The 12,112-nt window shown below is 74.4% G+C and carries 13 protein-coding genes; 1 reads left to right on the top strand and 12 read right to left on the bottom strand.

Translation table 11 applies throughout. From position 1 onward, the window contains the following. Positions 1 to 926 (bottom strand): serine/threonine-protein kinase (locus tag QJS33_RS19290; protein WP_306369416.1); only part of this gene is annotated, 926 nt, incomplete at its 3' end. 85 nt (positions 927 to 1,011) lie between these two features. Further along, complete coding sequence (lhgO, locus tag QJS33_RS19285) at positions 1,012 to 2,217, bottom strand: L-2-hydroxyglutarate oxidase (RefSeq protein WP_306369415.1); 1,206 nt, start codon at positions 2,215 to 2,217, stop codon at positions 1,012 to 1,014. Between the two features lie 576 nt (positions 2,218 to 2,793). Between lhgO and QJS33_RS19280 the strand changes: the two genes are divergently transcribed. Then, positions 2,794 to 3,558, top strand: coding sequence for a CPBP family intramembrane glutamic endopeptidase (locus QJS33_RS19280; RefSeq protein WP_306369414.1), 765 nt, complete (start codon positions 2,794 to 2,796; stop codon positions 3,556 to 3,558). A 275-nt stretch (positions 3,559 to 3,833) separates the two neighbouring features. Here QJS33_RS19280 and paaI read toward each other — a convergent pair whose 3' ends face one another. The 10 genes from paaI to QJS33_RS19230 form a co-directional block, all read right to left on the bottom strand. Continuing rightward, positions 3,834 to 4,211: a hydroxyphenylacetyl-CoA thioesterase PaaI gene (gene paaI / locus QJS33_RS19275; RefSeq protein ID WP_306369418.1), complete on the bottom strand. Its 378-nt coding sequence runs from the start codon at positions 4,209 to 4,211 to the stop codon at positions 3,834 to 3,836. A gap of 38 nt (positions 4,212 to 4,249) precedes the next feature. Continuing rightward, positions 4,250 to 5,350 (bottom strand): 1,2-phenylacetyl-CoA epoxidase subunit PaaE, encoded by a 1,101-nt coding sequence (gene paaE / locus QJS33_RS19270; RefSeq protein ID WP_306369413.1) that lies wholly within the window; start codon positions 5,348 to 5,350, stop codon positions 4,250 to 4,252. A gap of 2 nt (positions 5,351 to 5,352) precedes the next feature. Beyond that, positions 5,353 to 5,874, bottom strand: a complete 522-nt coding sequence (paaD, locus tag QJS33_RS19265) for a 1,2-phenylacetyl-CoA epoxidase subunit PaaD (RefSeq protein ID WP_306369412.1) — start codon at positions 5,872 to 5,874, stop codon at positions 5,353 to 5,355. Continuing rightward, positions 5,868 to 6,746, bottom strand: a complete 879-nt coding sequence (gene paaC, locus QJS33_RS19260) for a 1,2-phenylacetyl-CoA epoxidase subunit PaaC (RefSeq protein ID WP_306369411.1) — start codon at positions 6,744 to 6,746, stop codon at positions 5,868 to 5,870. The genes paaD and paaC overlap by 7 nt, the downstream gene beginning before the upstream one ends. Positions 6,747 to 6,786: 40 nt before the next feature. Next, on the bottom strand, positions 6,787 to 7,122 hold the full coding sequence (paaB, locus tag QJS33_RS19255; RefSeq protein WP_306369410.1) for a 1,2-phenylacetyl-CoA epoxidase subunit PaaB: 336 nt from the start codon (positions 7,120 to 7,122) through the stop codon (positions 6,787 to 6,789). Continuing rightward, entirely contained in the window at positions 7,119 to 8,111 is a 993-nt protein-coding gene (gene paaA / locus QJS33_RS19250) for a 1,2-phenylacetyl-CoA epoxidase subunit PaaA (protein ID WP_306369409.1), read from the bottom strand. The genes paaB and paaA overlap by 4 nt, the downstream gene beginning before the upstream one ends. A 221-nt stretch (positions 8,112 to 8,332) precedes the next feature. Beyond that, positions 8,333 to 9,124, bottom strand: a complete 792-nt coding sequence (locus QJS33_RS19245; protein ID WP_306369408.1) for an enoyl-CoA hydratase/isomerase family protein — start codon at positions 9,122 to 9,124, stop codon at positions 8,333 to 8,335. A gap of 4 nt (positions 9,125 to 9,128) precedes the next feature. Next, entirely contained in the window at positions 9,129 to 10,025 is an 897-nt protein-coding gene (locus tag QJS33_RS19240; RefSeq protein ID WP_306369407.1) for a 3-hydroxyacyl-CoA dehydrogenase family protein, read from the bottom strand. Further along, the gene (locus QJS33_RS19235) at positions 10,022 to 10,780 is read right to left on the bottom strand and encodes an enoyl-CoA hydratase/isomerase family protein (RefSeq protein ID WP_306369406.1); all 759 of its coding nucleotides are present in this window, start codon (positions 10,778 to 10,780) and stop codon (positions 10,022 to 10,024) included. Before QJS33_RS19235 ends, QJS33_RS19240 begins: the two co-directional genes overlap by 4 nt. An 11-nt stretch (positions 10,781 to 10,791) precedes the next feature. Continuing rightward, complete coding sequence (locus QJS33_RS19230; RefSeq protein WP_306369417.1) at positions 10,792 to 12,027, bottom strand: acetyl-CoA C-acyltransferase; 1,236 nt, start codon at positions 12,025 to 12,027, stop codon at positions 10,792 to 10,794. Positions 12,028 to 12,112 lie beyond the last annotated feature (85 nt).

The following is a 12,112-nucleotide window of genomic DNA, read 5'->3' as shown; positions in this document are numbered from 1 at the left end:
TCGGCTCTCTTTCCCTCCACGTCGCTCTGCCGATCTGCGGTCAGGCCGAACGCACCGGGTTCGGGCAGCAGGGCGCGCATGAGCCGCACGGCGCGGGGGCGCGCCGCCGGGTCCACCGACAGCGCCGCCTCCACCAGGGGCCGCAGGGTGTCGGGGACCCCGTCGATGTCGTACTCCCCCGCCTCGACCCGGGCCCGCAGCTCCTGCGGGGTCCCGCCGCCGAACGGGTCGCGGCCGGTGGCGGCCAGCGCCACCAGACCGCCCCAGGCGAACACGTCGGCGGCCGGGGCCGCGGTGGCCCCGGCGTAGCGCTCGGGCGCCACCCAGCCGGGGGTGCCGTAGGAGGCGGAGCGGTCGGTGGACCGGTCCGCGCCGATCTCGGTGGCGATGCCGAAGTCGACGATCCTGGGACCGGTCGGGGACAGCACCACGTTCCCGGGCTTGATGTCGCGGTGGGCGATCCCCGCGGCGTGCAGGGCGGCCAGGCCCTCGGCGGTGCCGACGGCGAACGCCCGCAGCATCTCCCCCTCCAACGGACCGAACGCGCGCACGTGGGCGCGCAGGTCGCGGCCGGGGATGTACTCGAAGGCCAGCCAGGGCACCTTGGCGGCGACGTCGGCGGCGTACAGCGCGGCGGTGCCGATGCCGCGGGCCCGGCCCAGCATCTCCACCTCGCGCGCGAACGCCTCCCGGTAACGGCGCCTGCGGGCGTGGCGGGCGTGCACGGTCTTGACGGCGACGCACCGCCCGTCGGGGCCCACGCCCCCGTAGACGGCGCCCATGCCGCCCGCGCCGATACGGCCCGCCAGGCGGTAGGGCCCCAGGGTGCGGGGGTCGGCGTCGGTCAGGGGTGTCAGGCCCGGGGGCGGCCCCAGGGGCGCGATCGGGGCGGGTACGGCCGGCTCGGGGGTGGTGGGGGTGCTCATCGGGCCTTCCCTGATCGGTGTCGCCTCCGGAGGATTCCCGGTTCCGCACCCTGTGACGCCCGTTCCGGCCCGGTCGTTCTCCGCCTCAGCGCAGCGGGCCGCCGTCGAGGACGTCGGCGATGTGCTCGGCGATGGCCAGGGACGAGGTGGCGGCGGGCGAGGGTGCGTTGCGGACCGCCGTGACCGGCCCGACCCGGTGGATGCGGAAGTCGTCCACGAGGGTGCCGTCGCGGTCCACGGCCTGGGCGCGCACACCCGCGCCGCCGCGCACGACGTCGGCCGGCCCGATCCCGGGGATGTACCGCCGGGCGGCCCGCATGTAGGCGCGTTTGGAGAACGATCCGTACATCTCCGCGATCCCGGTGCGCCAGTGGCGCCTGCCCATGGCCCGGAAACCGGGCCAGGTGAGGGTGTCGCGCAGGTCGGCGAGGCGGATGTCGGAGCGCCGGTAGCCCTCGCGGGCCAGGGCCGGCACCGCGTTCGGGCCGACCTCGACTTCCCCGGAGATCCGGCGGGTGAAGTGCACGCCCAGGAACGGGTAGCGGGGGTCGGGCACGGGGTAGACCAGGCCGCGCACCAGGTGCGCCTTCTCCGGGCGTACCAGCATGTACTCGCCCCGGAACGGCACGATCCTGGGTTCGTCCCCGTCTCCGGCGGCCCGGGCCACCCGGTCGCCGTGCAGGCCCGCGCACACGACCAGCTCGTCGACGCGCAGGTCCTCGCCCCCGGCGGTGACGCGCACCCCGTCCCCGGCGGGGACGATACCGGTGACCGCGGCGCCGAAGCGGATCTCGCCCCCGGCCGCGGTGATGTCGTCGGCGAGGGAGCGGGCGATCCGGGTGTAGTCGGTGATGGCGGTGCGCGGGGAGTGCAGGGCGGCCAGGCCGGTGGTGTGCGGCTCGATCTCACGGATCCCCTCGGGTCCGACACGGCGCAGCCCGGGGACGGCGTTGGCATCGGCCCGGGCGTGCAGGGCGTCCAGCCGGGCCACCTCCTGCGGGGTGAGCGCGACGACGAGCTTGCCGCACTCCTGGTACGGCAGCCCCCGCTCCGCGCAGTAGTCGCGCAGCAGGTCGCGGCCGCGCGTGCACAGCCGCGCTTTGAGTCCGCCGGGCTCGTAGTAGATGCCGGCGTGCACCACACCGGAGTTGTGGCCGGTCTGGTGGACCGCCACCCGGTCCTCCTTCTCCAGCACCACCACGCGGGTGCCGGGGCGGCGCAGGATCAGTTCACGGGCCGTGGCGAGCCCGACGATCCCGGCGCCGACGACGCCGATGCTCCGGTCGGCCATGGTGGGTGCGTCCTCCTGTCGTCGGCGGTGTGCGCCCGGGGCGGGCGCGTCCCCGACGCTACCGGGCCGGGCCCGGGGGCGGCGTCGGCGAGTGTGACCTGGACATCCCCCAAGAAACGTGCTAGCCGGGAACATCCGTCCGCCGCGACACGTTATCCCAGATGAACGCGGACGGAACCCGCACCCACGGGTCCGGAGGCGTCACAACGAGACCATGTGCGAACGTGAGCGCTCGTGCCGGCGATGGGGGTTTCCGGCACGTACCCGACCGCCACGTCCGCCTTCCCAGCGGCCGGACCGCACCCCGTGCACCCCGGCCGCACCCGCTGGGCCCATGTTGGGGGACATGGGCCCGGCCTGTGCCCGGGAGCGCGCCGTCCCCACCCGACGGCGCCCCCGGGCACCTCCATGTCCGCACCCGAGAGCGCGTGTCCACGACCGGTGGGGCCGGCCGGACGCCGCCGTAGCCGGGACCGTGACCTCAGGGATATCCCCTGTGCGTGTACGGGAGCGTCCAGGTGCCGTCGGGGGACATCCCCGATGGCCGCCGTCCCGCGCCGGGGACGGGATCGTCGAATGACCCCACCGCCCCCTTCTCGAATCTCCCGTGCCTCCCCCGGCCTGCGGGCCGTCGGCGACATCCTGCTCACCCTCCTGTGCACGGCCGCCATGATCCTCTCAGGTCCCTTCGCCGTCCTCGTCGCCGTGGGGTCGGTCCTGCTCTGGCGCCGGCTCACCGGCCGCCCCTGGCGGGGTACGGGCCTGGGCTGGGACCGGTGGGCCCTGCCCTCCCTGGTCGCGGGCGTGCTCGGCGGTGCGCTGGCGCTCCTGGGTGCCAACGCCGTCGCGGTCGCCGTGGGCGCGGCCCGGTGGACCGCCTGGGAACCCGACAACCCGGCCTACCTCCCGCTGGTGATCGCGATGATCGTGGTGGGCACGGCCCTGCCCGAGGAACTGCTGTGGCGCGGGAACCTCCAGGACCTGCTGACCGAGCGCCTCTCCGCGACCTGGGCGGTGGTCCTCACCTCGGTGCTCTTCGGGGCGCTCCACCTGTTCTCGCAGAGCCCGGCGCAGGGGACGTTCGAAAGGGTCCTCTTCGCGGTGGGGGCGGTGGCGCTCGGGCTGGTGTGCGCCGCGAGCAGGCTCCGGACCGGCGCGATCTGGGCGGCTGTGGGCGTGCACGCGGGGTTCTACTTCGGCACGGGGTTCTTCCCCACCGAGGCGGCGCACTACGGGGTCCGGCTCGCGGTCCGGATCATCGTCACGACGGCACCCGGACCGACGGTGCTCGGACTCCCGGACCACCGCGACCGAACCCGACGGACCCCACCACGCACATGAACCGGTCGAAATCCGGCTCGCGACCCGGACCATCGTCACGACGGCACCCGGACCGACGGTGCTCGGACTCCCGAACCGCCGCGACCGAACCCGACGGACCCCACCACGCACATGAACCGGTCGAAATCCGGCTCACCGCCCGGATCATCGTCACGACGGCACCCGGACCGACGGTGCTCGGACTCCCGAACCGCCGCGACCGAACCCGACGGACCCCACCGCACGCATGAACCGGTGCCGCCCGGGGCATCCCCCGGGCGGCACCGGCGCGTGTGTCAGGCCCTGGCGGGCAGGGTGCGGCTGCGGCCGCGGAACTCGGCGACGACCTCCTCACCGCGGCGCACGGTGACGTCGTAGACGCCGCTGCGCCCGAACACCGTCCGCTCCTCGGCCGTGGCCACCAGCAGGTCGCCCTCATGGGCCGGGGCCACGAACGTGACGTCGGCCCCCGAGGCCACGGTGACCCCGCGCCCGTCCACGTTGCAGGCGCACGCGAACGCCGTGTCGGCCAGTGTGAACACGAACCCGCCGTGCGCGATCCCGTGCCCGTTGACCATGAGCGGCCCCACGGTCATCTCCACCACCGCGATGCCCCGGTCGGCGCGCACCAAGCGCATCCCCAGGTTCTTGGAGGCCCGGTCGGCCTCGAACATCGCCCAGGCGGTCTCGTTGCGCACCGCGCCCTCCCCGCTCAAGAGTCGAAGTCCACGGTCACGGCGTCGGTCTCGGGCAGCGCCTGGCAGGACAGCGCGTACCCGGCCGCCACCTCGGCCTCGTCCAGGGCGTAGTTGCGCAGCATTCGCACCTCGCCGTCGCAGACCTTGACCCGGCAGGTGCCGCACACCCCGCCCTTGCAGGCGAAGGGCAGGTCGGGCCGGTACCGCTGGGCGGCGTCCAGCACCGGCACCCCGCGCGGCAGGGTCAGCGTGGTGGTGCGCCCGTCCAGGATGACGGTGACCTCGCTGGCCGGACCGTCCACCCCCGGCTCCTCGTGGCGCGCCTGGGGCGGCGGCTCGGCGCCCTCCACGAAGAACAGCTCCCGGTGGACCCGCTCGGCGGGCACACCGCGCTCGGCCAGCACCCGGCGGGCGTCGTCGACCATCCCGAAGGGGCCGCACAGCCACCAGTGGTCGGCGGCGTCGGCCGCGACGACGGTGTCCAGCAGCGCCTCCAGCTTGGCGCCGTCCAGGCGGCCGGTGAACAGCTCGGCCTCGCGCGGCTCGCGGGACAGCACGTGCACCAGCTCGAAGCGGTGCCCGAACGCGTCCTTGAGGTCGGCCAGGTCGTCGGCGAACATCACCGTGTCACTGCGCCGGTTGCCGTACAGCAGGGTGACGTGGGAGTCGGTGCGGCGCAGCAGCGACGCGGCCATCGACAGCATCGGGGTGATGCCCGACCCGGCGGCGATCATCACGTGCCTGGCGGCGGTGGACAGGTCCGGGCAGAACCGCCCGGTGGGCGCGCCCACCTCGATCTCGTCGCCGGGACGCACCTCCTCCACCAGCCAGGTGGAGAACAGCCCGCCCGCGACCAGGCGCACGCCCACCCGGGGCGCGTCGCCCGCGGGCGCGCAGATGGAGTAGCTGCGCCGTTCCTCCGCCCCGTCGACCTCCCGGCGCAGCGTCAGCGACTGCCCGGGGGCGAACGCGAACTCCGCGGCCAGGTGGTCGGGCACGTCGAAGCTCACGGCGACGGCGTCGTCGCACAGCTTCTCGACGGCGGCCACGCGCAGCCGGTGGAACACCGACCCGCGGCGCGGGGCCGCGGGGGCGTCGGTGACGGGTGTGGTCACGGTCAGATCTCCTTGACGTGCTCGAACGGTTCGAGGCAGGACCGGCAGCGGTGCAGCGACTTGCAGGAGGTCGCCCCGAACCGGGACAGCTCCTCGGTGTCGGCCGACCGGCACAGCGGGCAGCGCGGGGCGGTCCGGGTGGGCAGCAGGGTCAGCGGGACGGGCCCGGCCTCCCGGCGGGGGGCGGCCCCCGGCGGGGAGATGCCGTGCTCGGCGAGCTTGCGCCGCCCCTCGTCGGTGATCCAGTCGGTGGTCCAGGCCGGGGACAGCTCGGTGCGCACCTCGACGGCGTCGAACCCGGCGGCGCGCACCGCCCGGTCGACGTCCACCCGCATCTCGGCCAGGGCCGGGCAGCCGGAGTAGGTGGGGGTGATCCACACCTGTACGGTGCCCGCCCCGTCGATCTCCACCCGGCGCAGGATGCCCAGGTCGGCGAGGGTGAGCATGGGCAGCTCGGGGTCGGTCACGGCGGCGGCCGCGGCGCGGGCGCGCTCGGTGTCGCGGACCGGTGCGGTGGTCACCATGTCGCCTCCGGGTTCTCGCGGGCCACCTTCTGGAGCTCGTCCAGCAGGGGGGTGAATCCCGGGGTGTGGCGGCCCTCGCGTCCGGCCACCGCGGCCTCGGGGAAGGGGCCGGGGGCGGGCAGGGTGGCCTCGGTGAGGACCTGGGTGAGCACGGCGTGGACCTCGTCGCGGACGGTGACGGGGTCCACGGCCGCGTTCAGGCCCGCGAGGCGGGTCTCGACGGGGTGGGCGGCGAACAGCTCGCCGGTGAGCGGCCACACGTCGGCGACGGCCTGTGCCAGGCGCTCGTGCGAGTAGTCGGTGCCGTCGCCCAGGCGCAGCGCCCAGGACACCGCGTACTCGCGGTGGTAGGCCAGCTCGTTGACCCCCTTGGCGGCGATGGCGGCGATCACCGGGTCGACGCTGTCGGCCAGCCGGGTGAACAGGGCCAGCCGGTGGCTGGAGAGCACCAGCAGGGTGACGACGGCGCGGGCGAAGTCGCCGCGGGGCGCCTCGGCCAGGTGCACGTTGCGGAACTCGCGCGGTGCGCGGTGGTAGGCGAAGGCGTCCTCGTCCCGGCCGGTGCCGTCGGCCTGGCCGGCGCGGGCCAGCAGCAGGCGCGCCTGGCCGAGCAGGTCCAGGGCGATGTTGGCCAGTGCCACCTCCTCCTCCAGCTCGGGCGCGTCGGTGACCCAGTCGATGAGCCGCTGGGCCTGGATCAGCGCGTCGTCGCCGAGCATCTGGCAGTACAGGGCCAGGTCGGCGCCGTCCACCCCGGCGGGCAGGGTGGTGTCGACGCCCGCGAGGGCGTCGGTGAAGCCGGTGCCGAAGGCCCAGCGGGCGTCGCCCTGGTGCTCTTCGACCAGGCCGGTGAAAATGTTGTCGCCACTCATGTGTTCTGTTCCTCGAAGCCTCGTCGTCCCGGGTCCCCGCCTAGATGTGCGGGACGTCCTCGGGGATGGGGTAGAAGGTCGGGTGGCGGTAGACCTTGTCTCCGCTGGGCGCGAAGAAGGGGTCCTTCTCGTCGGGGCTGGACGCGGTGATGTCCTCGGCGCGGACCACCCAGATGCTGACGCCCTCGTTGCGGCGGGTGTACAGGTTGCGGGCGTTGTGCAGCGCCATGGTGTCGTCGGGGGCGTGCAGGGAGCCCACGTGGACGTGGTTGAGGCCGCGCTTGCCGCGGACGAAGACCTCGTACAGCGGCCACTCCGGGCGCGCCGCGCCGGAGGTGCCGGAGGCGCCGGGGGTCGCGGTGGTGTCGTTGCTCATGCCGTGGCCTCCTGGAGGTTCGCGGTGTTCTGGGCCTTGGCCGCCTGTTTGGCGGCGTAGGCGGTGGCGGCCTCGCGGACCCAGGCGCCCTTCTCGTGGGCGGCCCGGCGGCGGGCGATGCGCTCGGCGTTCTTGGGGCCGGAGCCGGAGACGACCTGCTTGAACTCGACCCAGTCGGGCTCGCCGAAGTCGTAGTGGCCGCGCTCGGCGTTCCAGGCCAGCTCGGGGTCGGGCAGGGTGACGCCGAGCTTCTCCGCCTGGGGGACGCTCATGTCGACGAACTTCTGGCGCAGGTCGTCGTTGGTGTCGCGCTTGATCCGCCAGGCCATGGACCGGGCGGTGTTCGGGGAGTCGGCGTCGGGCGGGCCGAACATCATCAGGGACGGCCACCACCAGCGGTCGACGGCGTCCTGGACCATCCTGCGCTGGCCCTCGGTGCCCTCCATCATGCGCATGAGCAGCTCGTAGCCCTGCCGCTGGTGGAAGGACTCCTCCTTGCAGATGCGCACCATGGCGCGGGCGTAGGGGCCGAACGAGCTGCGGCACAGGGGCACCTGGTTGCAGATCGCGGCGCCGTCCACCAGCCAGCCGATGACGCCGACGTCGGCGAAGGTCAGCGAGGGGTAGTTGAAGATCGAGGAGTACTTCTGGCGGCCCTCGATGAGGCGCATGGTGAGGTCGGCGCGGTCGACACCGAGGGTCTCGGCGGCGGCGTACAGGTACAGGCCGTGTCCCGCCTCGTCCTGGACCTTGGCCAGGAGGATGGCCTTGCGGCGCAGGCTGGGCGCGGAGGCGATCCAGTCGCCCTCCGGCTGCATGCCGATGATCTCCGAGTGGGCGTGCTGGGAGACCTGGCGCACAAGGGTCTTGCGGTAGGCCTCGGGCATCCAGTCGCGCGGCTCGATGCGCTGGTCCGCGGCGATCTTCGCGTCGAAGTCCGCCTGGAGCGCGTCGTCGGCCCCGGGGGGCGCCTCCTGCGTCACGGTCATTGATCGATCCCCATTCATAACCGAACGTTCGGTCAGTAATTAGTATCCACGCATCCGCCCGCACCGGTCAAGTCCGGACGCGGGCGGATACGGGCAGGTCGGTCGCCCGGGCGGCGCAATCGCCGGCGGGCGGGCCGGTCAGGGACACGCCCCGGTCCCGGCGTCCCGTTCCGCCGGTGCCACCGGCCGGTCGGCGGCGCGGGCCGCCGACCGGCCGCGGGTCAGCGACCGGTGAAGGTCGGCGTGCGCTTGTTCACGAAGGCGTCGACGGCCCCGGCGTGGTCGGCGGTCTCCCCGAGCTGCTGCTGGAGGTCGGCCTCCTCCTCCAGCAGTTCGGCCAGCGGACGCCCGCCCTCGGCCGCCGCGCGCACCTCGCGCTTGGCGGCGACGAACGCCGCGGTCGGGCCGGCCGCCAGCGTCGCGGCCAGCTCGCGGGCGCGCTTCTCCCAGGCATCGTCGTCGACGACCTCGGTGACCAAGCCCAGCTCCAACGCCCGGTCCGCGCCGAACAGGGTGCCCAGCAGCATGAGCTCCATGGCCCGCGCCTGCCCCAGCGAGGCGACCAGGCGGGCGGCGAGCCCGGAGTCGGAGGCCAGGCCGATGCCGGTGAACGCGGTGCCGAACTTGGCCCTGCGGGCCGCCACCCGCACGTCCCCGGCCAGGGCGAAGCCCATTCCGGCGCCCACGCAGGCGCCGCCGATGCCCACCACGACCGGCACCTGGATGGACTCCAGGGCCAGCACGATCGGGTTGTAGTGCTCGCGGACGGTGTTCAGGGCCGCCCCGCCGGTCCCCTCCTGGAGGGTGCGCGCGTGCTCGGCCAGGTCCTGGCCCACGCAGAACGCCTTGTCCGACCCCAGCAGCAGCACCGCGCGGGCGGTGGTGGAAGCGGCGGCCTCGCGCAGTGCGGCCAGCAGGTCCTCCTTCACCTCCCGGGTCAGCGCGGGCCGGTGCAGCCGCACCACGGCCAGCCCGTCGGATTCGGAGAACTCCGCCGCCCTCTGTTCGCTCAACGCCCTACTCTCCCTTGTTCCAGGTGTGGAAGCCCTGTCCGGTCTTCTTGCCGAGCCTCCCCTCCGCGACCATACGCCGCAGCAGCTCCGGCGGGGAGAAGCGGTCGCCCAACTCGGCGGCGAGATACTCGGCGATGGCCAGGCGCACGTCCAGGCCGACCAGGTCGGTGAGCCTGAGCGGGCCCATCGGGTGGCGGTAGCCCAGCTCCATGGCGGTGTCGATGTCGGCCGGGGAGGCCACCTCCTCCTCGACCATGCGGATGGCCTCCAGGCCGAGCATGACGCCCAGCCGGCTGGTGGCGAACCCGGGGGCGTCGCGGACGACGATCTCCGTCTTGCCCAGGGCGGCCACCCAGCCGCGCACCGCGGCGGTGACCGCCGGGTCGGTGTCGGGGGCGGTGACGATCTCCACGAGCTTGGAGGCGGGCACCGGGTTGAAGAAGTGGGTGCCCAGGAAGCGGCGCGGGTGCTTGAGGGCGGCGGCCAGCTCGGTGACCGACAGGGAGCTGGTGTTGGAGGCCAGCACGGCCTCCTCCCCCACGGCGGCCTCGGCGGCGGTGAGGACGGCGATCTTCAGCTCGGGCCTCTCCGGCACGGCCTCGACCACCAGGCCGGTCCCGGCGGGGATGTCGGCGGCGTCGGTGGCGGTGGACAGCCGGGCCAGGTACGCGTCGGGCTCCCCGTCCAGTTTCCCGCGCGCGGCGGAGGCGGCCAGGCCGGAGGCGACCCGGTCGCGGCCCGCCTCCGCGGCCTCGGCCGTGGCCTCGACCAGGGTCACCTCGGCGCCCGCGGTGAGGAACTGCTGGACGATCCCGGCGCCCATGGTGCCGCCGCCGATGACGGCGACCAGTGCGGGGACGGCGGGAACCGCGTCCGGGGTTGCGGTGCTACCGGAGGTCAACGCTTCTTCCTCTCCAGGAACCGGGTCATCCGGTCGTGCTTGTCGGCGGTCTCGAACAGCACCGCCTGGGTCAGGTCGTCGGCCAACGGGTGGGGCCCGTCGGCGTCCAGCACCATCTTGGTCATGCGCAGGGCCAGGGCCGAGGAGGCGGCCATGCGGTCGATGAGGGCGTGGGCGCGCTCGCGCAGCTCCTCGGACGGGACGATCTCGGCGACCAGGCCGTGGCGCAGCGCGGCCTCGGCGTCCAGGCGGAAACCGCCCAGCAGCACCTGCTTGGCCACCGAGGCGCCCACCAGCTCCCTGAGCCGCCAGCAGGCGCCCGCCCCGGCGATGATGCCCAGGCCCGGCTCGGGCTGGGCGAACACGGCGGTGGGGGTGGCGATGCGGATGTCGCAGGCGTAGGACAGCTCGGCACCGCCGCCCAGCGCCCAGCCGTCCACGGCCGCCACGGTGGGGGCCGGGAGGCGGTGCAGACGCTCGAACAGGCGGCTGTTGATCCCGGCCAGCGCCTGCTCGCGGCCGCGTTCGCGCAGCTCGGAGATGTCGGCGCCGCCCGCGAACACGGTGCCGTGCCCGGTGAGCAGCAGCGGGCGCGGGTCGGCCTCGACCCGGGCGCACACCTCGTGCAGCTCGGCGATCATCGCGGCGTTGATGGCGTTGCGGGCCCGGGGCCGGTGCAGCTCCACCACGGCCCGGTCCTCGCGCCACTCCACCCGCAGGGTCTCGAAGTCGGTCTTGTCCGCTTCCTCGGTCATGCCGTGTCCCCTCAGACCCGCTCGACCAGGAGCGCGGCGCCCTGGCCCACGCCCACGCACAGGGTGGCCAGGCCGCGGTCGGTGCCCTCGCGCTCCATGCGGTTGAGGAGGGTGACCAGGATGCGGGCGCCGGAGCTGCCCAGCGGGTGGCCCAGGGCGATGGCGCCGCCGTCGGCGTTGACGCGTTCGGCGTCCAGCTTGAGCTGCCGGATGACGCCCAGGGACTGGGCGGCGAAGGCCTCGTTGAGCTCGACCGAGCCGACCTGGTCCAGGGTCCAGCCCGCGCGGGACAGCGCCTTCTGCGTGGCGGGGACCGGGCCCAGGCCCATGATCTGCGGGGGCACCCCGGCCGAGGCGGAGGCCACCACGCGGGCGCGCGGGGTGAGACCGTGGCGCTCGACGGCGGCGGCGGAGGCCAGGACCAGGGCGGAGGCGCCGTCGGACAGGGAGGAGGAGTTGCCCGCGGTGACGATGCCGCCCTTGCGGAACACCGGGCGGAGCTTGGCCAGCGTGGCCTCGTCGGTGTCGGGGCGGGGGCCCTCGTCGGCGGTGACCTCGTGGGTGGCGCCCTTGCGGCCGGTGACCGTGACGGGGACGATCTCGCGGTCGAACCGGCCCGCCGCGGCGGCGGCCAGCGCCTTGCGGTGGCTGCCCAGTGCGAAGGCGTCGGACTCCTCGCGGGTGATGCCCTCCAGGACGGCGACCTCCTCGGCGGTCTCGCCCATGGACAGGGTGTAGCGCAGGTCGTTCGGGGAGGCGTCGGCGGGAGTGTCGGCGTCGTGGGCGGCGAAGCGCGGGTTGGTGAAGCGCCAGCCCAGGGAGGTGTCGGCGACCTCGCCGGGCTTGGCCCAGGGGGTGCCGGGCTTGGCCATCACCCAGGGGGCGCGGGTCATGGACTCCACGCCGCCGGCGACGACCACGTCGGCCTCGCCCGCGCGGATGGCCTGGGCGGCGCAGGAGACGGCGGTCAGGCCGCTGGCGCACAGGCGGTTGACGGTGTAGCCGGGGACGCTCGGGTCCAGCCCGGCCAGCAGGACGGCCATGCGGGCGACGTTGCGGTTGTCCTCGCCGGCCTGGTTGGCGGCGCCCAGGATGACCTCGTCGATCGCGTCCCCGGGGACCCCGGCGCGGCGGACCGCCTCGGCGATGGCCGTGGCGGCCAGATCGTCGGGGCGGACCGCGGCGAGCGCTCCGCCGTACCGCCCCTGCGGGGTGCGGACCCCGTCGACCACATAGACGTCGCTCACGAACGGCCTCCCATGAAGGTTGACGGTGGCCTGCGCCACCGTCGACAGTGAACTGATCGACACGTCTCCTTGACACGGGTCTCGG

The organism is Nocardiopsis sp. CC223A, assembly GCF_030766825.1.
Lineage (GTDB): Bacteria > Actinomycetota > Actinomycetes > Streptosporangiales > Streptosporangiaceae > Nocardiopsis.
The sequence above is the reverse complement of the archived record's forward strand: the minus strand, read 5'-3'. Positions and strand labels throughout refer to the sequence as shown.

Excerpts from the sequence above, each read along its gene's own strand:
- paaA (WP_306369409.1), bottom strand. The coding sequence starts at position 8,111 with ATGACCGTGACGCAGGAGGCGCCCCCCGGGGCCGACGACGCGCTCCAG.
- paaD (WP_306369412.1), bottom strand. The coding sequence starts at position 5,874 with ATGGTGACCACCGCACCGGTCCGCGACACCGAGCGCGCCCGCGCCGCG.
- QJS33_RS19235 (WP_306369406.1), bottom strand. The coding sequence starts at position 10,780 with ATGACCGAGGAAGCGGACAAGACCGACTTCGAGACCCTGCGGGTGGAG.
- lhgO (WP_306369415.1), bottom strand. The coding sequence starts at position 2,217 with ATGGCCGACCGGAGCATCGGCGTCGTCGGCGCCGGGATCGTCGGGCTC.
- paaB (WP_306369410.1), bottom strand. The coding sequence starts at position 7,122 with ATGAGCAACGACACCACCGCGACCCCCGGCGCCTCCGGCACCTCCGGC.
- paaC (WP_306369411.1), bottom strand. The coding sequence starts at position 6,746 with ATGAGTGGCGACAACATTTTCACCGGCCTGGTCGAAGAGCACCAGGGC.
- QJS33_RS19280 (WP_306369414.1), top strand. The coding sequence starts at position 2,794 with ATGACCCCACCGCCCCCTTCTCGAATCTCCCGTGCCTCCCCCGGCCTG.
- paaI (WP_306369418.1), bottom strand. The coding sequence starts at position 4,211 with ATGTTCGAGGCCGACCGGGCCTCCAAGAACCTGGGGATGCGCTTGGTG.